Here is a 22064-nt window from a genome sequence, read left to right as displayed (position 1 = left end):
GCGACGATGAGCGATACCTATGCGGTGATCGGCAATCCGATCGGCCATACGAAATCCCCGCTGATTCATGGGCTTTTCGCCGAAGCGACGCAACAGGCGATGCACTACACGACCATCGAGGGGCCGTGCGAACCGGATGACGCGTTCGCGGCAACGGTGCGGAAATTTATCGCGGCCGGCGGCAAGGGCATGAACATCACGGCGCCGTTCAAGCTTGCGGCATTCGACATGGCCGATGAGCGCAGCGAGCGCGCGACGCTCGCAGGCGCGGCGAACGCGTTCAAGTTCGACGGCGGCCGGATTCTCGCAGACAACTTCGACGGCATCGGCCTGCTGCGTGATATCGAGGTGAATCTTCACACGCCGTTCGCGGGCAAGCGTGTGTTGCTGCTGGGTGCCGGCGGCGCGGCCCGCGGCGCGTTGCTTCCCTTCCTGGGCGCGCGTCCCGCACATCTGGTGGTGGCGAATCGTCACGTCGAGAAAGCGCAAGCGCTGGCAGCGCAATTGGCTTCGTATGGCCCGATAACGGCATGCGCTTACGGGGAACTCGAGCGCATGGGGCGCTTCGATCTGGTGGTCAACGCGACGTCCGCGAGTCTGACAGGCGATTTGCCGCCCGTGCCGCCCGGCGTGTTCAGCCCGCATGGCACAGCCTATGAACTGGCCTATGGCAAGCACCTCACGCCGTTCTTGCGACTGGCGCGCAATGCAGGGGTAGCCGGTGTAGCGGATGGTGTCGGCATGCTGGTGGAGCAGGCGGCGGAAGCCTTTGCGTGGTGGCGCGGCGTGCGCCCCGAGACGCAAGCGGTGATCGACCTGCTTACCGTTCCGCTGGATCGAGTGTGAACGTCCGCGAGCGATACGGGACTTCGATACATCCGCTGAGCGCGTTCATCAATTCGATGTGTCGACGGGTTGAATCCGCGGCCGATTTCAGGCATGTGGAACGCTATGATGCTGTTTCCGATGAAACGAGTCAGCGTCAATGGCGATCGTTAGACTGCGGTGAAAGTCCGCGTCACTCGACGCGCGATTCTTTCCCCCGACGATCATCGACGAGGCCACCCCATGCAACTTCAAACCGGCAATCTTTTCACCGCCGATGACCAGCGCGGTAAAGATGAACAAATCGACCGCCTCGTCACCGGGCAGCGTCTGGACGTAGAGCGAATCGTGTCGATGGGGCACACGAGCCCCGATGGCTTTTGGTATGACGACTCGCGCGCTGAATGGGTCGTGCTGCTTTCGGGCGCCGCCGTACTCGAATTCGAAGAAGGCCCGACGCGCCATGAAATGCATCCCGGCGACTACGTGCTGATCGAGCCGCATTGCCGTCATCGCGTCGCGTGGACGCACGAAGCAACGCAATCCGTCTGGCTTGCGATTTATTACGAACGTTGAATCAGGAAATATTGGGCAGCATGAAATCCGGCGCGTAGCATGCAACCACGCGCCGGATGGCGCAAATCGTCACCACACCGGAGCGGCCTTTAAATACCGCCGGTATCGATGCCCAAATAGCAGGGCGGCGCGCTAGCGCGCGCCGGTGCGCGTCGAGAATCTTATTCCTGGATCAGGAATCGATTGCGATTCTTCGCGTCCTTGATCCATGCGGGCGCGCGACCGCGGCCCGACCAGGTTGCCCCGGTCTTCGGGTCGCGATACTTTGCCTGCACGGGGGCGGCCGCTTGCTTGGCCGGTCGACCACGACGCGTACCGAAAATGTCTTTCTCGGTAATGCCGAATTCCGCAACTTTGGTGCGGATGTCGTCGACGATCGCCTGGAATTCCGCGGCACGTGCAGCTTCGGCTTTCTCGGCCAAAGCTTCCATTTGGGCTTTCAGTTCCTTGTACGTTGCCATGTATCACTCTTCAGGTTGAGTACACATATGATAGCGGTTTCAGCGGAAAGTTTTGAGGAAATTCTCTTCGACTACGAGATTTGTCATCGATAAAGCAATGCAGGACTGCTTCGAACACCTGAAAAGTGTGTCATGTATGAGAAAGCGTAGAGGATTACCCGGAAACTTTTAACGGCGGCGGCACGTCGCTTTGATCGGTCGCGGCGGGATTTTTTCGTCGAGACATCCGCGCGAGACTTAATTATTCTTTACATTTTTCTGAAGTATCGGGGGATTCACTAATGAACAGAGACGATAAGCTGACGCAGGTCGCGGCCGAATTCGGCTTCAATCCGGACGAGGAAATCAGGATCGGCGGAAAGTACACGCCCATTCTGGTGGACGGGAACACGGCCTACATCGCCGGCCAGATTCCGCGGATCGGCGACGTGGTGCATTTCGTGGGCGTAGTGGGGGAATCCGTTTCGCTCGACGAAGGTCGCCGGGCCGCCGGCGTATCGGTGCTGCGTGCGCTGTCGCTGATCAGGAAGCACCGCGGCACGCTCGACGCGATCGCGACAGTGCCGCGCATCACCGTGTATGTGCGAAGCGCACCCGGCTTCACGATGCAAAGCGAAGTCGCTGACGGCGCATCCGACATGCTGCATGCGGTGCTTGGCGATGCAGGCGTTCATACGCGCACGTCGGTCGGCGTGCTGCAATTGCCCAAAGGGGCGTCGGTGGAAGTCGATTTCATTTTCGGGCTGAAGCAGGGTGATGTCGGTATCTGACTTCAGCGGACCCTGTCTTGCGAGTGTGTAGTTGCGCGAAACATTCCTATAGCCGATGCACGACGCGCCTTCTGGTGAAAGCACGCGCCAGCAATACGGAAAGCAAAGCACGCAATTACCGCCAAAGGACTTCGACAGCCTGCTCGCCGATGAGGATCTTGCGAAGCTTCAGGCGGCGTTCGATATCTGCGATTTGAAGGTGCGCGGCGAATTGGGCGAATGGGCTGTGTTGTCGCTCGCCCCGTGTCCAGGCAATCTCGCGCGCCGATTTGTTGAGCAGGGCGCGCAGGTCGCCCGCAGTCCACGGCGCAGCGCTGCATGTTCGCGTCCGCACGCTGTGCGTGCCTGTGCACTACCCGCATGCACACTGCACATGCTCGCCTCGTGCCTGCCGGTCAGCCATCCGCCCGACGCGCGTCGTCGAGATAGTCAACTGATCGCGGTTTTGTCTTCGGCCGACAACCGCATGCCTTCCGCGCACCGCCCGACGACCTGAAAATTCCGGAAACACCGCCCCGCCAATATCGCCCCGCATCCCCACTTTGGGAGATGCCATCGCCCGACAGTCAGCCTACGATTGACCCCAGGGCATCGGGGCCGGAAGTCGTCGGAACAATCGGACAGGCTCCCCATTCCGTATCGAAATCAGCAAATGCCCACGCGGTTTACTGACACAGCTTCTGCGTACGATGGCGACTGACGTGTGCGGTGAATGCCTTACACCGCAACACGATGGCGCGTTGATGACGGAAGGCCTGCTGTCGTATTTCGGGGAATTTCAATCAATATGCTGGCACGAGACTTTGCAGAACGAGAGCTCTCACACATTCAGCGAATGGTGGCTCTCCTGGACAGCGAGACGAACGCTGACGATGTGTCGATGTCGGGTGCGGGGCGCGTGCGGCATCCAAGCTACTGGCGCGGGCGAATCGAGGAGCTGCTGTCGGCGCCCGATGTGCCGCGCCACGTCAGAAAGCTCAGCGAAGCGGTGCTCGCGAAGATCCACACGATGGAAATGCGGTTCGCGACGATGAAGTAAGTACATCGTCGGATACGGCCCACGCATGCGCCTCATCGCGTTGTCGACCGGATGGCCGGTCGCTTATTCGGGCGACATCACGTCAAGCAGCGCCGCACGAAACGCGGCCATCTCCGCGCCGGTGCCGATCGACACGCGAAGATACGCCGGCGGGCCGGACTCCCGAATCAGGACCCCGTGACGCAGGAGGCCGCTCCAGATCCGGTGCCGATCAGCAAACTCGCCGAACATCACGAAGTTGGCATCGGAATCGGCGACCGTGAGGCCCAGGCCACGCAGCCAGTCGACGGTCGAATCGCGCTCGGCCTTGATCGCCTCGACTTGCGACAGCATCTCGTCACGCGCGACCAGCGCCGCACAGGCCGCCGCCTGGGTGAACGCGGACAGGTGGTAGGGCAATCGAACCCGCTTCAGCCCTTCGACGATCGCAGGCGCACACGCGCAATACCCGACGCGGCCGCCCGCGAACTTGAACGCCTTGCTCAGCGTGCGGGTGACGATGAGCCGGGGATGCTCCGGCAGCAGCGTCACCGCGCTGGGGACGCCGTGACGCCGGAATTCCGCATAGGCTTCGTCGACGACCACCACGCCCGGCGCGACGTCGAGTATCGCGCGGATATCGTCGACTGGCAGCGCGGTGCCGGTCGGGTTGTTCGGCGACGTCAGCAGGACGACGCTCGGCTGGTGCTCGCGGATGCTGTCGAGGGCCTGGTCCAGATCCAGCGCGAAATCCCGGGTGCGCGGCAATGTGTGCAGGCGCGTGAAAGTCGTGCGGCAGTATTCGTCATACATGGGATACGCGGGCGTAAAGGCCAGCGCCGATCGCCCGGGGCCGCCGAATGCCTGCAGGATCTGCTGGATCACTTCATTCGAGCCGTTGGCCGCCCAGACGCTCGATGCGTCGACCGCCACGCCGGTGTCGTGCATCAGATACGCCGCCAGATGCGCGCGCAGCTCGGCAAAGTCGCGGTCGGGATAGCGGTTCGCCGCGCGCGCGGCGTCGGCCACCGCGGTCGCGATGCGCTCGACGAGCGCGGGCGACGGCGGATAGGGGTTCTCGTTGACGTTCAGGCAAACCGGCACATCGAGTTGCGGCGCCCCGTACGCGTGCCGCAACTTGAGATCCTCGCGGAGCGGTAAATCCGACAAGGCGATGTCTTTCCAGGGCTGTTGCATTGAAAACACTCCATACGGGTTCGATTGATCGGCGCAGTCCGCTTTCAAGGCCGTAAAAAACAAAAAAGGCGCCGGAGGCGCCTTGGTTGTCGTCTTGATCGGGCATTCACCCGATGCAATTGCTAGATGCGAAACGAGCCACGGCGCAACAGCGGGCGTCCGTGGTGATGGTGCAGCGAGAGCGTGGTGTTTCGAATCGTCATGCGCTGCATCATGGCATACCGTGATCCGGATGAAAAGGCGGCGACACCGTGCGGGCCGGAATAACGGACATTACGTCAGACGATAAGCGGTAACAAACGTGGTATTTCGATCAAACGCGAACGAGTGATTTAAACGTGGGCGCCGATTGACTAAGATGCGCAGAAGACGTTCGACAAAAACGCACGGCGCGGGGTGGCCAGATGCAAATGAACGGGTTGATTCCATCCGCATGGATCGATGACGTCTACGCTGCGGCGCTGGGCGATCAGCGATGGGAAACGGTGCTGGACGGGCTGCGATCGTGCGTCGGCGTGCGCATGGTCACGCTGCTGTCTTTCGACGACGCGGCGCGGGTGCCGGCGATCGAGCAGGCGGCGGGCGACGACGCGTCATGGGTCGCCGCGTGTTATCACACCTACAACACCGAGTTCTATCGGTACGACCCGGTCGTGCCGGTCGCCGCCGACTGGCCGGCGGGCCGCTGGTTCGAGGACGTCAAGCACCTGTCCGCGCACCAGCGCGCGCACAGCGCGTTCTATCAGGAATTCCTTCACCCTTTCGGGCTCGGCAGCATTTCGGGCCTGTACATCCATCGCAGCGAGGGCTCGGGCGCATTCCTCAGCGTCCAGGGCGGCCTCGAATCGCAGGGGCTGTCCGACGATCAGCGCCACGCGATCGAAAACATGGGGATGCACATCAGCCGTGCGCTGCAGATCCAGGCGCGGATCGGCGAGCTCGAGGCGCGCGTGGCCGCCGCCGAATCGGCGCTCGATGCGCTTCCGGTGCCCGTCTTCCTGCTCGGCGCGCAGCGTGAGCTGCGCTACACGAATCGCGCGGCCGATCAACTGATCGCGGCGGAACCGGCGCTGCGGGTCGTGAACGGACGATTCGCGCCGGAAGGCTGTGTCGACGATGCGCAATGGCGGAAAGCGCACGCGCGCGGCGGGCTGTTGTTACGGCGCACAACGGGCGAACCGTTGCCGCTGGCGCTGATGCCGGTGCCCGAGCAGTCGCGCCTGGTGCGCGAGCGGCCGGGCGTCGCGACGCTGATGACGGCCGCCGACCTGCGTTCGCCGTCGGCCCGCGCGCAGCGGTTGCGCGTGTTCTACGGGCTGTCGTCGGCCGAGGCTGATCTTGCCGTGCTGCTGTGTTGCGACGGGCTGTCGCCGCAGGAATGCGCCGGGTTGCGCGGCGTGTCGATCGGCACGATCCGCACGCAGATCAAGTCGATCTATGCGAAGACGGCGGTGGGGCGGGCGGCGCAGTTGACGTCGCTGGTTATGCAGACGTGAGGGGGCGGGGTCGTAGGGGGCAGGGTATCGGCAACTGCGTACGCAGAAAATAAGTAACTTGCGGCTAGTCGTGCCACCGATGCTCGGGTGGTGTGTCGGAGTTTGTGCGATTGGTTTGCTGCGGCGTCAACGTAGTCGAATTTTGTTGTACCCGGGTGACTGTAGCCGACCCGTTAATTCCGATTGAATCGCCACGGGTGCATCGGCTGGTATCGGAGTTGAACTGTCGCTCGCCACAGCCATTCGCGCGTAACAACTCGGCCTATGTCGCCGTATGGGTCTCGACGCTCTACAGTGTTGTCGACTATCAAGAAAGAGCATGGAGACCAACATGAGAAAGCGAGTTGTATGTTGCGCGGCAGTGCTGGCCTTGCAGGGGTGTGCCACCTACGACCTTTCGTTGATGCCGCGCGGAGCGGGACCGATGGCACATGGCACGGCTAAGCAGATAGACAAGTCAGTTTCCGTTACCTTGGACGGCGCAACCTATTTCGGCCACTATGTCTATGTGCGGGGCGGCGGATTTTCCCTCGGGACGGCCTTTGGTGGCGGACAAGTGGCGACCGGTAGCGCCATCGGCGTGAGCGCTGTTGGTAACGGCAACGTCCTCGCGCAGTCCACTGACGGCCAGCATAATCTACGATGCGTATTCAACTTCAGCGGGTGGACACAACAGGGTACGGGCGTGTGCCTAACCGACGACGGAAGTACGTACGATTTGCAAATAACGCGGTAGGCGACGACTTTGGGGACGACCATGCGGTTCATGGAAATCATTTCGCGCGTTACTGGGTTCAGCGTGCCGGTGTTCGGCATCCAGTGGAATCCCAGCGAGGCCGAGCGAGCAGTAGCTCGCCGCGTCCTGACATTCCTGGAAGATCGGCGCGTGCTGTACTCGCCGTCGCAAATGGAAGTGCCGCCGCACTGTGTGGAATCGGTGCTACGTATTCGAGAGTTTCTGACTTCCGAACTGGGAAAGCTCGACGCCGCCTCAGACATTGCAGCTAGTCTCCGGGCGATGCGCGCCGCTTGCCGGAAGTTCCTAACGACAGTTGATGCCAACGATCGCGCGCCCATCATCTACGGCGCGCAACGTGGCCACTACGCCAGTTGGATATTTAACGGCGCGGTTGGCGAGCTACGCGGTGTTTTCGGCGTCCACATTGCGGTGCTCGCCACCAAGCACGGTCTAGACGTTGAGGATGAACTGGCGACGGTCATTCCTGCCGCCGCAGAGTATGACTGACGGGCGAACGAACGATCAGGACGATCATGCTGGTGAAAGCCCGCACAAAGCGATTCCGGTCGGCCGGGGTCTGTCCGATGCGTTTGGCATAAATCGACCCGAAGCGGACAGCACACTTTCCCCGAAGCAGTCACTCACTGTGACGTTGTAGGCGGCGACTATTCAACGCCTCAAGAAATGAGCCGGGTATTGGTTGCATCTCGCCTTCAGGTCCTATCACACGAATCTGCGGATCATTGACGGCAACTTGCAGCCCCGGCGGCAAGGCAAAGAATTTGATCAAATCGGGTCTATCTACGCCCAATTGATAGAGCGAAATTCTGATGAATTGCCCGGGATTCTGCAAACCAAATTCATCATTCAAGTCTGTGAGCGACCAACCAGAGTCTGTTTCATGAGCGAAATCACGAGTCAGCAGTACACGATATGCGCTCTTGTATTCGGCGTGCACAACTGCACTTTGCCGTAGCGAAGGAAAGTCAGGTTGCAGATCCATGGCGACGCTTCCGACCACGTCCTTCTGATTGCGCAGGTGCATCAGCGTGCTGTTGACGGAATCGATGAACCTGATCGGAATCTCCTTCATATCGGGTTCGGTGATGCGAAGTGTGTCTGTCGCCCCTCCATCGAGCATCGTTAGCATCCAACCGATCTGCAGGGTCTCGCACGCGCGGAATCGCTCGCCGTCGGCGACACGCTGCTCAAGGAAGCGTAGCAGCCAACTGATGTCCTGATCGGGGATTGCACCGTTGGTGACCCGAATCTCAAATTCCGGATGGGCAAACCGCTTGCAATCGACGGTTCTATGAATAGAATCGATCCGCTGCTGCGCAGCTTGTTTCGAGCCGGTCGATCGAAATAGCGAGCGAAAATGCATAGTTCCCATTCGTTGGTGGCAGGCGATTGTCGCCCATTCTGACCATGATATCGAAGGTCCGATGCTGGCCGACAAGCGCCCATTCGTCGTGCCGCTACACACCAAAGAGCGCCAGCCCTGTCAGTACGACGCCGATCGCGGCAGCACCCATCGACAGGTGTTGCATCCATTTCCGCCGCGTGAGAATCGTAATCGCAGCAAGCGCGATCGAGATCTGGATGATGGTAGTGGCCTGCGCCCAACGATGATGCCGGTGTAGCCGTTCCTCGCTTGCAGCGTTGCTCTTCACGACTTCTTGCTCGAGCGCTTCGGCGCGCTTGCGGATCGGCTCCTTCTCTTCGCGATACCGCGCCGCGTCTGCTTCGAAACGCTTTCTTTGCGGCGATCCTTCCTGGCTCAACGCCGCTCCGAGCTCGGCTAGATTCTGCTTCTCGCCCTTTGCCTGGTAATAGCCCCACAGGTTAGCTGCCTCGGTTTTCTGGATCGCGGCCTCGTTCTTGTGCAGCAACGCTAAATTCTCTTCCGCCCCGCTCTGATATGCGGAAATCGCGCCGATGCAGGCGAGGACAGCAGTCATCACGGCGATGCGCGCCGCTCCGTGGCTTTCTTCATGCGCCGCAGGGTGCTCTACTGCATGATCGTGCGGGCCGTGAACTTCGAAATCTTCTGGCATGACAAGAACGTTCGCATGAGTTGAAGGGCTTGTACGCGGTTCCCGCGCACGTGAGGCGCGTGTAGCAAAAGTGGTGGCACTATCGCTGGGTCGCAGCTCAATTGGGGCAGTCCGTTCGTGCGAAAGTATGAACGAACAGACATGGTCTGCGGAACCTCACGCGGTTTGAACGCCGACTCCCACCAAAAGGGCGATGGTTCGACATTGTGCATGAATTGCCACTTCCCCAGTATGGGTCGACAGCAGTCGACCCAGAGCAGCCGTTGGTTGCCTCCACTCTCGATGTCCGTTTCCAGAGGCAACCCGCCAACGGAACCCAAAGGGCGCCACAGGGCCAAGTCGCCGACTCAACGCCGGCGATATCTCCGCGAGATGTAACGTGCCGGGGCAGGCATCCGGCCGGAGCGAGTCATCGCGCCTACAGAATGCGTTCACGATGAAGCCGTGACGCCCCACCTCAGAGGGACTTGCTCGCGCCGGGGCCGAGGAAGGGGAACGCGGGTGCGCGTTGAAAATCCTTCGAGACTTCGCCGCCGAATGAATTGCGCTGATCCTTGCCGAGGTCGAGACGTTTGACGGGTGCGCCGGCGGAGAAGTCGACCTTGTTGAGATCAACCCAGAAAGTACTCGGCGTGACGGCCGATTCGAAGAAGTAAAGCATGCGCTTGTGATCGGCAACAGTGCGCCAGCGTGTGGACGATATATTCGGCTCGCCCGGGGTGGTGATCCCGAACGGCACCGACACGTTACGGATCACGCTGAAAACGCTGGCAAGTGCAATGGCGGGGTCTTCACTCTTGGGGATAGCGTTGACGTAGAACGAGGCGCGCGCGAACCGGTCGGCAGAGCGATTGGTGCCGGGCAGCCAGACGGTGCCGCCTATCCGCTTCCAATATTCGTTCAGTGCAAGCTGCTCGTCGAAGGTCGGCGAGTTGGTCATGACCTGATACTGACGACCATGATGGATGATCTGTTTTCCGCCGATGTACTCGACGATGGCGCTGTCGCCCGTCGCGTCCGACATGGCGAGATGCAATGTGGTGAGGCGCTGTTCTCCGGGGACGTTGTCGGTCACGATTGTGAACGGCTCTTTCTCGAGCGCAGCGACGGCTTCCGCGACGGTCGCAAAATTGTCCAGCACGTACTGCGCCCATGCGGCGATGGTGAGTCCCGGTTTCGAGTTTTTGTCGAAGGGGGGATATTGCGACTCGACGAGCCAGAGCAGTTCAGCGGCTAGCCCCTTTTCGTTCATGCCATCGGTGGTGGAGACGTCATAACCCGTCGCCACGACGCTACCGTATTTGGCGGTCCATTTAATGGAGTTAGGACCGGATTCACCGGTGCGAGCGATGCCACGCGGCAGGATGTAAAGATTGGTGGCGACGTCGAGTTTCCAGTCCATCGATCGAGCGGTGATGACGTCGTCGTTGTTGCCGAGATAGACGACGCGTGTGCAGGCTAGCGATTCGGCCGGATCGACAAGGAGCGTCGATGCTGCTGCGAGACAGGTCAGAACGACGCAAATGAGGCGGCGCATGGCAATTCCTCGCGCTGTATTGGTGATTGGAGATCGCTCGACGCGGACGCTCGCTGCGAAGACGACTCGCGTACGCCTGCTGCACATTGATTACCCGGCAATATCGCGTCGACAACGTCTGAGGAAAGGGAAGTATTGGATTTCGGTAATGCAGTTGTCAACTGGGCCGTTGCAGTCAAGTGTGAGATCGGAGCGCACACTGGGTTGTCCGTTCTCTCCTTGCGGTGCAATTTCGTTATCGCTTTCAGCGGAGTGCGATCGGCTCCTCAGCGCCGACTAACGGCCATTCTGGATCGCGCAGTGAATGTCGCTTCCCGGCCGTGCGCCCTACGCGAACATGCTACCTATTAGGTACGACTCGGGACGTCGACATCGCGAGGTGTTGTCGGCAATGCGTAGGGCAGTCGCAGTAACTTGGGCACGCAGAGTCGCGAACCCGTGGCGCAAGTCACGCGTACTCCGGCGCCCTACGGCGGGGTAGACGAGGGCGCACGCCGCTGCCCGGATTCCCTTTCGTTTCTTCCGGTCGTGCCGCTCGCGGCGGTGCATGGCCGGCGTGCGCTCCTCACATCGCGTCGACCTGCCAATTTTGTGATCAGTCATCCTATAACAACTGAAAACGAAGCGAAAGTTTGGTTTCCAGTGCCGGTGGAAACGGCCAGCCGACCACCCAGATCGAACACGCCCCCCTTCCCAGAAAACGTTTCGCCCAAACTCATCTAAACAGAGAAAACGATTCCCTGAAACATACCCAAAACCCGCCATGACAGCCGCTCTACGGGTATGCACCAAGTGAGTTAAACGATTAACCGACGTACATTCGCGTCAACACGTCATACGACGTATGACTCAGCGGTCAGCGAGCACGGCGCCAAAGAATGCGCATGCCGGCGGATCGCCGCGCCACAAAGAGCACAACCATCAAGGAGACTGACGATGAAGCACCGATTCAACCGCGCCCATATCGCCCTGGCCGTCGCGCTGATGGCCGGCTTCGCGATGTCCGCCCAGGCGCGCGTGTTCCGCTCGGCGGACGTGCACGGCGACAACTTCCCGACCAACATGGCCGTGAAGTTCATGGGCGACGAGCTGTCGAAGCAGACGGGCGGCAAGGATTCGATCAAGGTGTTCGGCAACAGCGCGCTCGGCTCGGAGAAGGACACGGTCGACCAGGTGCGGATCGGCGCGATCGACATGGCACGCGTGAACGGCGCGTCGTTCAACGAGATCGTGCCGGAATCGCTGATTCCGTCGTTCCCGTTCCTGTTCCGCGACGTCGATCATTTCCGCAAGGCGATGTACGGCCCGGCCGGCCAGAAGATCCTCGATGCGTTCACCGCGAAGGGGATGATCGCGCTGACGTTCTACGAGAGCGGCGCGCGCTCGATCTACGCGAAGCGCCCGGTGCGCTCGCCGGCGGACATGAAGGGGCTGAAGGTGCGCGTGCAACCGTCGGACCTGATGGTCGACGAGATCAAGGCGATGGGCGGCACGCCGACGCCGATGCCGTTCGCCGAGGTCTACACGGGCCTGAAGACGGGCCTCGTCGATGCAGCCGAAAACAACCTGCCGTCGTACGAGGAAACCAAGCACTACGAAGTGGCGCCCGACTACTCGGAGACGCAGCACGCGATGACGCCGGAAGTGCTGGTGTTCTCGAAGAAGGTCTGGGACACGCTGTCGCCGCAGGAGCAGGCGGCGATCAGGAAGGCGGCGGCCGATTCGGTGCCGTACTACCAGAAGCTTTGGACGGCACGCGAAGCGTCCGCGCAGCAGCTGGTGACGAAGGGCGGCGCGAAGATCCTGCCGGCCGCGCAGATCGACCGCGCGGCGTTCGTGAAGGCGATGCAGCCGCTGTGGACGAAGTATGAGAAGACGCCGCAGATGAAGCAGATCGTCGACGAGATCGAGGCCACCAAGTGACACGTCGCACTTCCCTGAACGGCGCAACCACCGCGGGCGGCGGGGCCGCCGCCCCGGACGGCGCAACAGCGCCACGCCCGCATGCCGCGCCGCTGTTGCGCTGCGTGAACGACGTGCTGTTCCGCGTGCTGGCCGTGATCGCGTCGGCGTGCCTCGCGGTGCTGACGGTGCTGGTGTTCTATGCGGTCGTGATGCGCTACGTGTTCGAGAACGCGCCGGATTTCGTGGAGCCGATCGCGCTGCTGCTCGTGATCGTGATCGCGATGTTCGGGGCGGCGATGAAGGTGCGCGACGGCGGCCATATCGGCCTCGATTCGCTCGTGCGCCGGCTGTCGCCGAAGGCGCGCACGGTCGTCATCGCGATCCAGCACCTGAGCCTGATCGCGTTCGCGATCATGATCATGATCGGCTGCGGCAGCATGGCCGCCGAGACGATGGGCGACCGCATCCCGATCATCGGGTTGCCCGAAGGCGTGCGCTACCTGATCGCGATGCCCGCGGCGATCGCCATCATCCTCTTCTCGCTCGAGCACCTGCTCGCGCTTCGTCGTTCTTCGCCGGGACAATAACGCCATGGAACTCGCGATCCTGTCCGTCAGTTTTCTGATTTTCCTCGTGCTGGGCGTGCCCGTGTCGTTCGCGCTCGGCATCGCCTGCGTGCTGACCTATCTGGTCGAAGGCTTGCCGATCGCGACCGCGATGCAGGCGATGATCTCGGGAATGAATGCATTCTCGTTTCTCGCGGTGCCGTTCTTCATCTTCTCCGGCGAACTGATGCTGCACGGCGGCATCGCGGACCGGATCCTGCGCTTCGCGCAGGCGACCGTCGGCCACTTCCGCGGCGGCCTCGGGATGGCGAACGTCGTCGCCTGTACGCTGTTCGGCGGCGTGTCGGGCTCGCCGACCGCCGATACGTCGGCGATGGGCGGCGTGGTGATTCCGCTGATGAAGCGCGAAGGCTACAGCGCCGCGTACGCGGTCAACGTGACGACGCATGCGTCGCTCGCCGGCGCGCTGATGCCGACGTCGACCAACATGATCATCTACGCGTTCGCCGCGCAGGGCATCACCGGGATGCTGCACGGCCAGCCGGTGAGCGGCGTGTCGATCGGCGACCTGCTGTTCTCGGGGCTGCTGCCGGTGTTGTGGGTGATGGGCTTCGTGCTGGCCGCCGCGTACTGGCAGGCCGTGCGTCACGGCTATCCGCGCCGTGAAGACGGCTCGTCCGCGCTGCCCGCGTTCCCCGGCTGGTATGCGGTGCTGCGCAGCTTCGTCGGCGCGGTGCCCGGGCTGATGGTGATCGCGATCATCCTCGTGTGCGTCGCGAAGGGGATTGCGACCGCGACCGAAGCGGCCGCGATCGCCGTCGTGTACTCGCTCGTGCTGACCGCGGTGGTCTACCGGACGCTGACGGCCGAGAAGCTGCGCCGTGCGCTGTCGCATGCGGCGCGCACGACGGGCGTCGTGCTGCTGCTGATCGCGGTGTCGAACATGCTGCGCTTCCAGATGTCGTACCTGGAGATCCCGGATGCGATCGAAGGGCTGCTGAAGCAGTCGACCGCCGCGCCGTGGCTGATGCTGCTGTACATCAACATCATCCAGGTGTTCCTCGGCACGTTCGTCGACATGGCCGCGCACATCCTGATCACGACGCCGCTGTTCCTGCCGATCGCGATGGCGTGCGGCGTCGGGCCGGTGCAGTTCGGGATCATGCTGCTGCTGAACTGCTCGCTCGGCCTCGTGCATCCGCCGATCGGCTCGGTGCAGTTCGTCGGCTGCGCGATCGGCAACGTGTCGATCGGCGAGACCACGAAGATGGCGTGGCCGTATTACCTCGCGATCTTCAGTGCGATCAACATCGTCACGTACCTGCCGTTCTTCTCGACGTGGCTGCCGAGCCTGATCAGCGGGCACGCGGTGTTCTGATTCTCCAAACGCGTGCTGCTCTCGACGCGGCGCCGGACGACCGAGGTTGTCCGGCGCCGTGGTCGTTTTTGCGACGGCCTTTCAAGGCACCGGAGCCCACATCGACGCTCAATCCTGCCGAGCATCCAGCTCGCCGTTGCCGCCTGCCGACCGGTCGTCACGCCAATCCTCAAGCTCGCGCCACAGCGCCGGGCGCGCATGATCGCGCGGCGGCAGCTGGATGACGTACGCCACGCCTCGCACGTTGACCACGACCCCCGAGTCGGGCAGCGTGGCCGGAATGCCGGCGAACGTCGGTTCGTCATCCGGTTCGGAAACGGTACCCAGGCCGGGTGGGTGTCGAAGGATCATGCGAATTCTCCGTGGCGCCGCTTGACGGCGCATCAATAGCGGACACGCCCGATCAGACCCAGCGGGTCGACGGCGTGCTGGATGGCGGCGGCGACCTGCCGTTGTGCGGCCGGCACATGCTTGCGGTAGTACGCGACGTTGACCGGCCCGACGCCATGCTCGGCGCTGAAGCAGCCGCCGGCCCGCACGACGCGCTCGTACAGCGCGCCGCGCAGCGTCATCTGCTGCAGCGGCCCGTAGCGGTCCGCACAGGCGTGCGGGATCGACACGACGAGATGGCAGCCGCCGTCGCCGAAATGCCCGAACGTGTGACAGCGCAGCGACGGATGCGCGGCCGCGATCCACTGCTCGGCGTCGGCGACGAACGCGGCCAGCGCGCCGCGCGGAAACGACACGTCGAACGACAGCGGCATGCCGTCCTGCGCCACCGCGGCCGGCAGCGCATCGCGGATTCGCCAGAACCGTTCGGCCGGCGCGCAGGCCGCGTCGAGCACCACGTGTTCGCCCGCGAGCGCGTCGAGTGTCGCGATCGTGCGCTCCTCGAGCAGCGCATCGAGCCCCGGCATGCCGGTCGCGATCTCGACGAGTGCATAGCACGCGGCAGCGTCGGCTTCGAAAGGAATACGCGACGCCGGATACGCGTTCGCGACACAGCCGACGGCGGCAGCCGACATGAATTCGAATGCCGACAGCATCTCGCCGAACGCGCGCTCGAACGCGAGCAGGGCGGCGAGCGCCGCGTCGTACGACGCGAACGCGACGAACGCGGCGCACGACGATCGTTCTACAGGCGCGAGCGCGAACGACACGGCCGTCACGAGCCCGTTGGCACCGTTCGCGCCGATGAAGCACTGCGTGACGTCGAAGCCCGCGTTGCGCTTGCGCAGCGGCGCGAGCGCGTCGATCACGGTGCCCGCCGCGTCGGCGAGCACGACTTCGACGCCGAGCACGTTGCGGCGCACGTCGCCGTACTTGATCAGGCGGCTGCCGCCCGCGTTCGCGCCGACGAGGCCGCCGGCCGTGGGATCGCTGCCGAGGTCGATCGGCAGGCAGAGTCCGGCTTCGGCCGCCACGCGGTTGATGTCGGACAGCCGCACGCCGGCCTCGACCGTGATGCTGCGATTCGCGGCGTCGAACGCACGCACCGCGCGCATCCGGTCGAACGACACCACGCATTGCGTACCGCTGCGATCGGGCACGGCGGCGCCGACGAGCCCGGTGCGCGCACCCTGCGCGACTAACGCGATGCGGTGCGCGACGGCGACTCGGGCGAGCGCGCTCGTGTCGGCGGTCGAGCGTGGCCGTGCGACGCCGAGCGCGATGCCGCCGTGGAGCGTCACATCCGTTACATACGATGAACACTCGTCGGAAGATGCCCCGTCGTGCCAGCCGTCACCGAGCGTCGCGGCGAGCGCGTGCCGCTGCGCGGCGCGGTCGGGCAGCGCGCTCATCGTCAGCCGGCCCGCACGAGCTGCTTGCGCAGCCGGCCGCGCACGACGACCAGCGCGATCAGCGGCACGACGCCGCCCCACAGCGGGCTGTGGCGCATCGCGATCGACACCGCGAGCGCGACGACGGTGACGGCGAGCAGCACGATCGACAGCGAACGTGCGCGCGCGTGGTCGACGAACGTGCCGTCGACGAAGCCGCCGTCCGACCACGCGGTATGCACGATGCCGACCACCAGCACGCAGACGAGCATCGCGGCCGGCCCGAGTTCCTCGCCCCACAAACGGCTACCTGTCGGCGACACGAGCGCCAGCACCGCGCCGATCACGAGAAACAGGTCGACGCCGATCGCGATGCTGTTGCGGTCCGCGCGGCGGATCAGCCACGCACCGTGCACGAGCGCGAGCACGCCGCCGATCAGGAACGCGTGCGTCCAGCGCACGTCCGGCTGCTCGGGGCCGAGCCGGCCGTAGAACAGGAACACGATCGCCGGCAGGAAGTTGCTCGCGTGCAGCAGGTAGTCGGTGATGGGATTGCTCGATTTCATCGGGGGATTCTCCTTCGTCGAAACATCGAAACATCGAAACAGTGAAACAGCGGGCGACGCATCAAGCGTCGTGCCAGCGGAACAGCCGCGCGGCGGCGAACAGGAACAGCGCGGTGCTCGCGGTCATGCCGAGCAGTTGCGGCGCGAGTTGCGCATACGGGGCGCCGTCGACCAGCGCGCCGCGCAGCGCGACCGCGAACTGGTTGGTCGGCAGGAACGCGAGCACCGCCTTCAGCCAGGCCGGCGCGTCGTGCATCGGGATCGTCAGGTCGCTGAAGAACAGCAGCGGGTAGTAGGTGACGTTGCACGCGAGTTCGGCGGCGGCGAGCGATTTGGCGCGGCTCGCGAGCAGCACGCCGATGCTGAGCACCATCGCCGCGCCGAGCAGCACGATCGGCAATGCGCGCAGCCCGTCGGGCGTGGCGATCGGCAGCGCGATGCCGAACGCGACGCGCGCGACGGTCAGCAGCACGAGCGCCGACAGCGCCATCATGATCATCCGCGCGACGATCAGCGCGGCGAGGAACACGCCGCGCGAGACCGGGAAGCACACGTACAGCTTGAACGTATTGCGCTCGCGCAGCGACGCGATCGCGGTCGTCGTCGAGTTGAGGCCGATCGCCATGAACGCCATCACGAGAATGCCGGTCGCGAAGAACGCGCCGTAGTCGAACGGGCGGCGCGCGGGTGCGGCGTTCTCGAAGCGCGCCTGCGCGGCGGGCAGCCCGAGCCGCTGCGCGGCGCAGCGTGCGAGCGCGATCTCGACGACGCGCGACGCGGCCTTGACCGCGAGCGAGCCGTTGAAGTCGTAGCGGATCGTCGCCGGCGTGCGCTCGTCGTGGCCGAGCACGACGGTCACGCGGTCGGCCGCCGCGCCGCGGCCGTCGAAGGTCGCCTTCACCGTGTCGCTGTGCGTGAGGCTGTCGACGATCTGCGCTTCGCAGGCGCGGCTGAACGGGGTCGCGCCGCCGGGGACGACGAACGCGATGTCCGCGGTGCCGAGCGAACCCGATCCGCCGAACGCGAACAGCATCACGCTCAGCAGGAACACCGGGAACACCAGCGTCCAGAACAGCGACGAGCGGCTGCGCAGATAGCCGAGCAGCTCGTTGCGCACGAGAATCAGGAACACCTTAGTCATGGGTGGGGCCCTCGGTACAGAGGCGCAGCAGGTCGCCCGGCGTGCTCGGCGCGAGCGCGAGGTGCTGGATGCCCTGTTCGCCGACGATGCGGTGCACGTTCGGATGCAGCGTCGCGTCGCCGAACACCTCGACGACATGCGCGGCCGATACGCGCACGCCGGTCACGCCGGGCAGCGCCGCGAGCCGCTTGCGCAGCGCGCGCGCATCGGCTTCGTCGCGGCAATGCAGGACCGCGCGCGCTTCGCCGACGAGCTCGGCGCGCAGCGCGTCCTTGTCGCCTTGATAGCGCACGCCGCCGTCGCGCACCCACACGAGATCGTCGACGACGGCCAGCTCTTCCTCGGCGTGGCAGATCATCGCGACGCTCGTGCCGCGTGCACGGTCGCGCAGCAGGTCGATCACGACGCCCGCGTAACGACGGTCGAGGCCGGTGAACGGTTCGTCGAGCACGGCGAGTTCCGGCCGGTGCGCGAGCGCCACGTAGAGATCGATGCGCTGGCGCTGCCCCTTCGACAGCGCGCGGCAAGGCTTGTCGAGCAGTTCGGCGATGCCGAGCGCATCCGTGACCGCGGCGTCAGCACGTACATACATCGCGCGGTGCAGCGCGACGATCTCCGACACGCGGAGATGGTCGGGATACTCGACCTTCTGCAACTGCGCGCCGATGCGCCGCAACGACGGCGTATCGCGCATGAAGCGCGCGGCCGGCACGTCGAGCACGCGCACATCGGTGCCGCCGCGCCGGAAGCCGAGCAGCGTTTCGAGCAGCGTGGTCTTGCCGGAGCCGTTCGGCCCGACGATCGCGGTGATTGCACCGAGCCGGAATCGCACGTGCCGCGCGGAAAAACGGAAATCGCCGGCCGCGACGTCGATCGCGCGCGCGCCGAGCGCAGCACCGGGCGAGTGCGCATCGGGCAGCGGCTGCGTGGCCGTGCGCAGCGGCCGGTCGAACGCGGTGTGCGGGCCGAACAGCGCGCGCACGGAGGCGAGGAACGAATCGCTCATCGTCGGCTTCCTGTCAGTCGAACAGCATGACCTGCGTGTCGCGCGCGCCCCGGTACGGGTTGCGGCCGTGCGCGACCAGCATGTTGTCGACGACGAGCACGTCGCCGGCCTGCCACGGGAACGCGCGCTCCTCGTCGTCGAACGCGTCGTAGATCGCGACGAGATCGTCGAACGGCATCGGCGACCCGTCGCCATAGCGGATCTCGTACGGGAACGCCGCGCGCCCGGCGTACATGCGCTGCAGGTAGCGGTAGCTGAGCTCGCCCATCGAACGCGGATTCGGGTGCTGCGCGCTCGCCTGGTTGAACCACACGGTTTCGCCGGTGCGCGGATGCGTGCGCAGCGCGCTGCCGACGTGCGACACCGTCACGCTGCCGTCGTCGAGCCAGCGGCAGCCGACGCCGCGCTCCGCGCACAGCCGCTCGACCTCGTCGCGCTCGGTCGTGCCGAACGCGTCGTCCCACGGCCGGTGGTATTCGGCGAACGGCATGCCCGGATGGGCGGCGAGGCCGTCCGCGCGCGCGCCGGGCGCCGCGAAATTGCGCAGGTACATCACGCCGCGTTCGGCGAACCGTTCGCGCAGCGCGGCCGGCACGCGCGCCGTCACGCGCCGCATGTCGCAGATCGGCGTCTCGCCGCCCGCGTCGGCCGGCTGCCGGCAATAGAACGCGACGAGGCGCGGGAACGCGGGCATGTAGGCCATCTCCTGGTGCAGCCCGATCTTGAACGGCGGCGGCATGCGGGTCGACTCGTACACCTGGCCGTCGATCTGCTTGCGCGGCGCGGCGCCGGCCGTATAGCCGTTCGCGTGCGGCGGATACAGCGCGCCGAGCTGGCCGAACGCGGCGGTGTCGGGCACCGCGAAGCCGCGCCACAGTAGCGCGCCGCATGCGTCGAGCAGCGTGTCGATCGTGTCGAGCCGCGAGCGGTACCACGCGACGAACATCTCCGGCGAGGTCGCGAGTTCGGCGCTGCGCGGCGTCACGCACAGCGGCAGCGTCGCGCCGGGCGCGACCGCCGCGCAGTGCACGTCGTCGGCGCCGAGCCGCGCGGCGGCGTGCGCGGCAAGGAAGGCGAGGTCGGTCATCACTCAGGCCAGCGCCGGTTTCTTCAGCAGGATCTCGAAGCCGAGCGCGCCGAGCCCGGCGCTCGGGCTGTAGATCGACGCGACTTCCGCGAGACCGGCTTCGGCGACGAGTGCATGCGCTTCGTCGAGCGTGATCTTCTCCTCGACGTGGGTCGGCGGATAGTCGGCGGCGGCGCGCATCTCGGTGAAGCGGTCGAGCAGGTGCTGCGGCGCGTCGCGGCGCATGTCGTGCACGAGCGCGATGCCGCCCGGCTCCAGCACGCGATACATCTCGGTGAGGCTCAATGCCTTGTCCGGCAGGTGGTGCAGCGTCGCGCGGCCGACGGCCATCGTCAGCGTGCCGTCGTCGAACGGCAGCGCGAGCGCATCGCCGACGCGCATCTCGATCGTGTCGTCGAGGTCGAGTGCGTGGATGCGCGGGCGGCCTTCGTCGAGCATCGCCGGATCGAGGTCGATGCCGACGTAGCGCCAGCCGCGCATCGCCGGGTCGGTCGCGAGCCGCACCGGCACGACGCCGGTGGCCGTGCCGATGTCGGCGATCACGCCGGGCGTCATCCCGCGTGCGAGCTGGCGGATGCGGCTGATGAACAGCAGGTCCCACGGTTCGAGCGTTTCGGTGGCGAAGCGATCGTAGTCGTTCGCCGGGCGCAGGTTCTTGAGCAGCATGACGGTCCTTTTGCGGAGTGCGGAGAGATGAGGGTTCACAGCCAGCCGACCGGCACGGCGGCCAGCAGCCGTCGCGCGGTCGCGCTGTTGACGCCGAAAGCCGGGCGGCGGCGCCGCTCGACCGCATGCGCGGCCATCGCCGCGATGCGTGCGCCGAGCCCGACGCCGACGCCCCACGACGGCGCGGCGACACCGAGTTCGAGCAGCGTCGCGGCCGTCAGGAAATCGATGTTCGGGCGCAACGCGCGACGGGCGTCGGCTTGCGCGCAGCACGCGTCGAACAGCGTCACGTACGCGCCGTCGAAGCCTTGCGCCGCGAACCGCGCGCGCATGTGCGGCGGACGCGGGTCGGCGACGAACAGCGGATGGCCGAAGCCGTACAGCGTGCGTTTCGCATCGAGCGTGGCGTCGATCGCCGCGCGCCCGGCTGCGTCGAGCGCGGCAGGCGGTGCGCCGGTGCCGCCCGGCACCGACTGCGCGAGCGCGGCGAGCCACTGCATCGCTTCGAGCGCCGCACCGACGTGCGACGGCCCGCTCGCGAGGAAACCGGACGCGATCGCCTGCGTGAGCGTGACACCGGTGCCGATGGCGACCCGCGGTGCGAGCACGGTCGGCGTGATGTAGCCGAAGCCGGCGTGCCACGCGACGAGCAGCATGTCCATCGCGGCTTGGGCCGCTGCGTCGTTGCGCGTCGCGCCGGTCAGCACGAGCATGCGTTGCGCCTGGTTCGACGTGCCGGCGAGCGAGGCGCCGATCGAGTCGTGGCGTGCGGCGAACGGGCGGCCTTCGATCGCCGCGTGCAGCAGGAACGGTGCCGCGGCCGCGCACAGCAGCATCGTGTCGAGATCGGCGTCGCCCGGTGCTTCGCCATGCGTGCGGGCCGTCACGTCGTCGAAGCCGCGCAGCAGGCCGGACGCTGCCGCGAACACCGGCGCGACACCGGCCGCGCCGAGATCCGCGGCGACGGATTGCGCGGCACTCCCGGGTGCCAGTGCATCGGCGAACGCCGCGAGCCGCGCGCCGATGGCCGCTTCGTGTGCGCGATGCGCGGCGCTGCCGGGCGCGACGTCGAACCACAGGTGCGCGAGCGCGCCTTCGAACGTCGTTGAGCCAATCAGCGCGTTCAGGTCGAGATCGCGCACGCGCAGCGCTTCGGGTTCGAGCGTCGCGCCGTCGATGTCGGTGCCGCGATGGCGCGTCGCCGGGCGGCCGAGCAGGTTGCGCGGCGCGTCGCCGGCTGACGCGGGCGGGGCCGTCGTGGTGGACGTACCGGAATCGAGCGTCGTCTCCAT

Annotated in this window: 24 protein-coding genes; 11 read left to right on the top strand and 13 right to left on the bottom strand. The window is 65.0% G+C overall.

Annotated features, from left to right (window positions below):
* Positions 1 to 6 precede the first annotated feature (6 nt).
* Together aroE and CFB39_RS34405 are read left to right on the top strand one after the other, a co-directional pair.
* Positions 7 to 846 carry a shikimate dehydrogenase gene (gene aroE, locus CFB39_RS34410; RefSeq protein ID WP_089476310.1) on the top strand — a complete coding sequence of 280 codons (840 nt, stop codon included), beginning with the start codon at positions 7 to 9 and terminating at the stop codon, positions 844 to 846.
* 222 nt (positions 847 to 1068) lie between these two features.
* Positions 1069 to 1401 (top strand): cupin domain-containing protein, encoded by a 333-nt coding sequence (locus tag CFB39_RS34405; RefSeq protein WP_089476309.1) that lies wholly within the window; start codon positions 1069 to 1071, stop codon positions 1399 to 1401.
* A 161-nt stretch (positions 1402 to 1562) separates the two neighbouring features.
* Here the strand turns inward: CFB39_RS34405 and CFB39_RS34400 are convergent, their stop codons facing one another.
* Positions 1563 to 1862: an H-NS family nucleoid-associated regulatory protein gene (locus tag CFB39_RS34400; RefSeq protein WP_011350136.1), complete on the bottom strand. Its 300-nt coding sequence runs from the start codon at positions 1860 to 1862 to the stop codon at positions 1563 to 1565.
* Between the two features lie 281 nt (positions 1863 to 2143).
* Here CFB39_RS34400 and CFB39_RS34395 point away from each other — a divergent pair, with 281 nt between their 5' ends.
* From CFB39_RS34395 to CFB39_RS34390, 3 genes are all read left to right on the top strand, one after another.
* The gene (locus CFB39_RS34395; RefSeq protein WP_089476308.1) at positions 2144 to 2632 is read left to right on the top strand and encodes a RidA family protein; all 489 of its coding nucleotides are present in this window, start codon (positions 2144 to 2146) and stop codon (positions 2630 to 2632) included.
* Positions 2633 to 2687: 55 nt separating this feature from the next.
* A complete protein-coding gene (locus tag CFB39_RS39845) occupies positions 2688 to 3128 on the top strand; it encodes a hypothetical protein (RefSeq protein ID WP_144030361.1) in 441 nt (146 codons plus the stop codon).
* A gap of 291 nt (positions 3129 to 3419) precedes the next feature.
* Positions 3420 to 3671 (top strand): hypothetical protein, encoded by a 252-nt coding sequence (locus CFB39_RS34390; protein WP_089429842.1) that lies wholly within the window; start codon positions 3420 to 3422, stop codon positions 3669 to 3671.
* Between the two features lie 63 nt (positions 3672 to 3734).
* On the opposite strand, the gene CFB39_RS34385 is transcribed toward CFB39_RS34390, so the two are convergent.
* Positions 3735 to 4847 (bottom strand): histidinol-phosphate transaminase, encoded by a 1113-nt coding sequence (locus CFB39_RS34385; protein ID WP_089476307.1) that lies wholly within the window; start codon positions 4845 to 4847, stop codon positions 3735 to 3737.
* A 410-nt stretch (positions 4848 to 5257) separates the two neighbouring features.
* Here CFB39_RS34385 and CFB39_RS34380 point away from each other — a divergent pair, with 410 nt between their 5' ends.
* From CFB39_RS34380 to CFB39_RS34370, 3 genes are all read left to right on the top strand, one after another.
* On the top strand, positions 5258 to 6343 hold the full coding sequence (locus CFB39_RS34380) for a helix-turn-helix transcriptional regulator (protein ID WP_256991522.1): 1086 nt from the start codon (positions 5258 to 5260) through the stop codon (positions 6341 to 6343).
* 319 nt (positions 6344 to 6662) lie between these two features.
* Positions 6663 to 7079: a hypothetical protein gene (locus tag CFB39_RS34375; protein WP_256991521.1), complete on the top strand. Its 417-nt coding sequence runs from the start codon at positions 6663 to 6665 to the stop codon at positions 7077 to 7079.
* 30 nt (positions 7080 to 7109) lie between these two features.
* Positions 7110 to 7589 (top strand): DUF6650 family protein, encoded by a 480-nt coding sequence (locus tag CFB39_RS34370; RefSeq protein WP_144030360.1) that lies wholly within the window; start codon positions 7110 to 7112, stop codon positions 7587 to 7589.
* A 130-nt stretch (positions 7590 to 7719) separates the two neighbouring features.
* On the opposite strand, the gene CFB39_RS34365 is transcribed toward CFB39_RS34370, so the two are convergent.
* From CFB39_RS34365 to CFB39_RS34355, 3 genes are all read right to left on the bottom strand, one after another.
* Positions 7720 to 8466: a hypothetical protein gene (locus CFB39_RS34365; RefSeq protein ID WP_089476304.1), complete on the bottom strand. Its 747-nt coding sequence runs from the start codon at positions 8464 to 8466 to the stop codon at positions 7720 to 7722.
* A 94-nt stretch (positions 8467 to 8560) separates the two neighbouring features.
* Positions 8561 to 9139, bottom strand: a complete 579-nt coding sequence (locus CFB39_RS34360) for a DUF4337 domain-containing protein (RefSeq protein ID WP_089476303.1) — start codon at positions 9137 to 9139, stop codon at positions 8561 to 8563.
* A gap of 457 nt (positions 9140 to 9596) precedes the next feature.
* Positions 9597 to 10676 (bottom strand): linear amide C-N hydrolase, encoded by a 1080-nt coding sequence (locus CFB39_RS34355; protein ID WP_089459536.1) that lies wholly within the window; start codon positions 10674 to 10676, stop codon positions 9597 to 9599.
* A gap of 936 nt (positions 10677 to 11612) precedes the next feature.
* Between CFB39_RS34355 and CFB39_RS34350 the strand changes: the two genes are divergently transcribed.
* The 3 genes from CFB39_RS34350 to CFB39_RS34340 are packed head-to-tail and all read left to right on the top strand — an operon-like array spanning position 11613 to position 14525.
* Entirely contained in the window at positions 11613 to 12599 is a 987-nt protein-coding gene (locus CFB39_RS34350; protein ID WP_089476302.1) for a TRAP transporter substrate-binding protein, read from the top strand.
* A complete protein-coding gene (locus CFB39_RS34345) occupies positions 12596 to 13168 on the top strand; it encodes a TRAP transporter small permease (protein WP_089476301.1) in 573 nt (190 codons plus the stop codon). The genes CFB39_RS34350 and CFB39_RS34345 overlap by 4 nt, the downstream gene beginning before the upstream one ends.
* A gap of 4 nt (positions 13169 to 13172) precedes the next feature.
* Positions 13173 to 14525: a TRAP transporter large permease gene (locus CFB39_RS34340; protein WP_089429834.1), complete on the top strand. Its 1353-nt coding sequence runs from the start codon at positions 13173 to 13175 to the stop codon at positions 14523 to 14525.
* A 108-nt stretch (positions 14526 to 14633) separates the two neighbouring features.
* Here CFB39_RS34340 and CFB39_RS34335 read toward each other — a convergent pair whose 3' ends face one another.
* From CFB39_RS34335 to CFB39_RS34300, 8 genes are all read right to left on the bottom strand, one after another.
* Positions 14634 to 14876 carry a hypothetical protein gene (locus CFB39_RS34335; protein ID WP_089476300.1) on the bottom strand — a complete coding sequence of 81 codons (243 nt, stop codon included), beginning with the start codon at positions 14874 to 14876 and terminating at the stop codon, positions 14634 to 14636.
* A gap of 32 nt (positions 14877 to 14908) precedes the next feature.
* Positions 14909 to 16327, bottom strand: coding sequence for an FAD-binding oxidoreductase (locus tag CFB39_RS34330; RefSeq protein ID WP_089476299.1), 1419 nt, complete (start codon positions 16325 to 16327; stop codon positions 14909 to 14911).
* Between the two features lie 2 nt (positions 16328 to 16329).
* Entirely contained in the window at positions 16330 to 16872 is a 543-nt protein-coding gene (locus CFB39_RS34325) for a hypothetical protein (protein WP_059590725.1), read from the bottom strand.
* Between the two features lie 61 nt (positions 16873 to 16933).
* On the bottom strand, positions 16934 to 18013 hold the full coding sequence (locus tag CFB39_RS34320; protein WP_089476298.1) for an ABC transporter permease: 1080 nt from the start codon (positions 18011 to 18013) through the stop codon (positions 16934 to 16936).
* Positions 18006 to 19019: an ATP-binding cassette domain-containing protein gene (locus CFB39_RS34315; RefSeq protein WP_089476297.1), complete on the bottom strand. Its 1014-nt coding sequence runs from the start codon at positions 19017 to 19019 to the stop codon at positions 18006 to 18008. The genes CFB39_RS34320 and CFB39_RS34315 overlap by 8 nt, the downstream gene beginning before the upstream one ends.
* 13 nt (positions 19020 to 19032) lie before the next feature.
* Positions 19033 to 20106 carry a TauD/TfdA family dioxygenase gene (locus CFB39_RS34310; RefSeq protein WP_089476296.1) on the bottom strand — a complete coding sequence of 358 codons (1074 nt, stop codon included), beginning with the start codon at positions 20104 to 20106 and terminating at the stop codon, positions 19033 to 19035.
* Positions 20107 to 20109: 3 nt separating this feature from the next.
* On the bottom strand, positions 20110 to 20772 hold the full coding sequence (locus CFB39_RS34305; protein WP_089476295.1) for a class I SAM-dependent methyltransferase: 663 nt from the start codon (positions 20770 to 20772) through the stop codon (positions 20110 to 20112).
* A 35-nt stretch (positions 20773 to 20807) separates the two neighbouring features.
* A complete protein-coding gene (locus CFB39_RS34300) occupies positions 20808 to 22064 on the bottom strand; it encodes a citrate/2-methylcitrate synthase (RefSeq protein ID WP_089476294.1) in 1257 nt (418 codons plus the stop codon).

It is taken from the genome of Burkholderia sp. AU6039, from assembly GCF_002223365.1.
Classification (GTDB): Bacteria; Pseudomonadota; Gammaproteobacteria; order Burkholderiales; family Burkholderiaceae; genus Burkholderia.
Note: the sequence above shows the minus strand (reverse complement) of the source record. Positions and strands in the feature narration are given on the sequence as shown.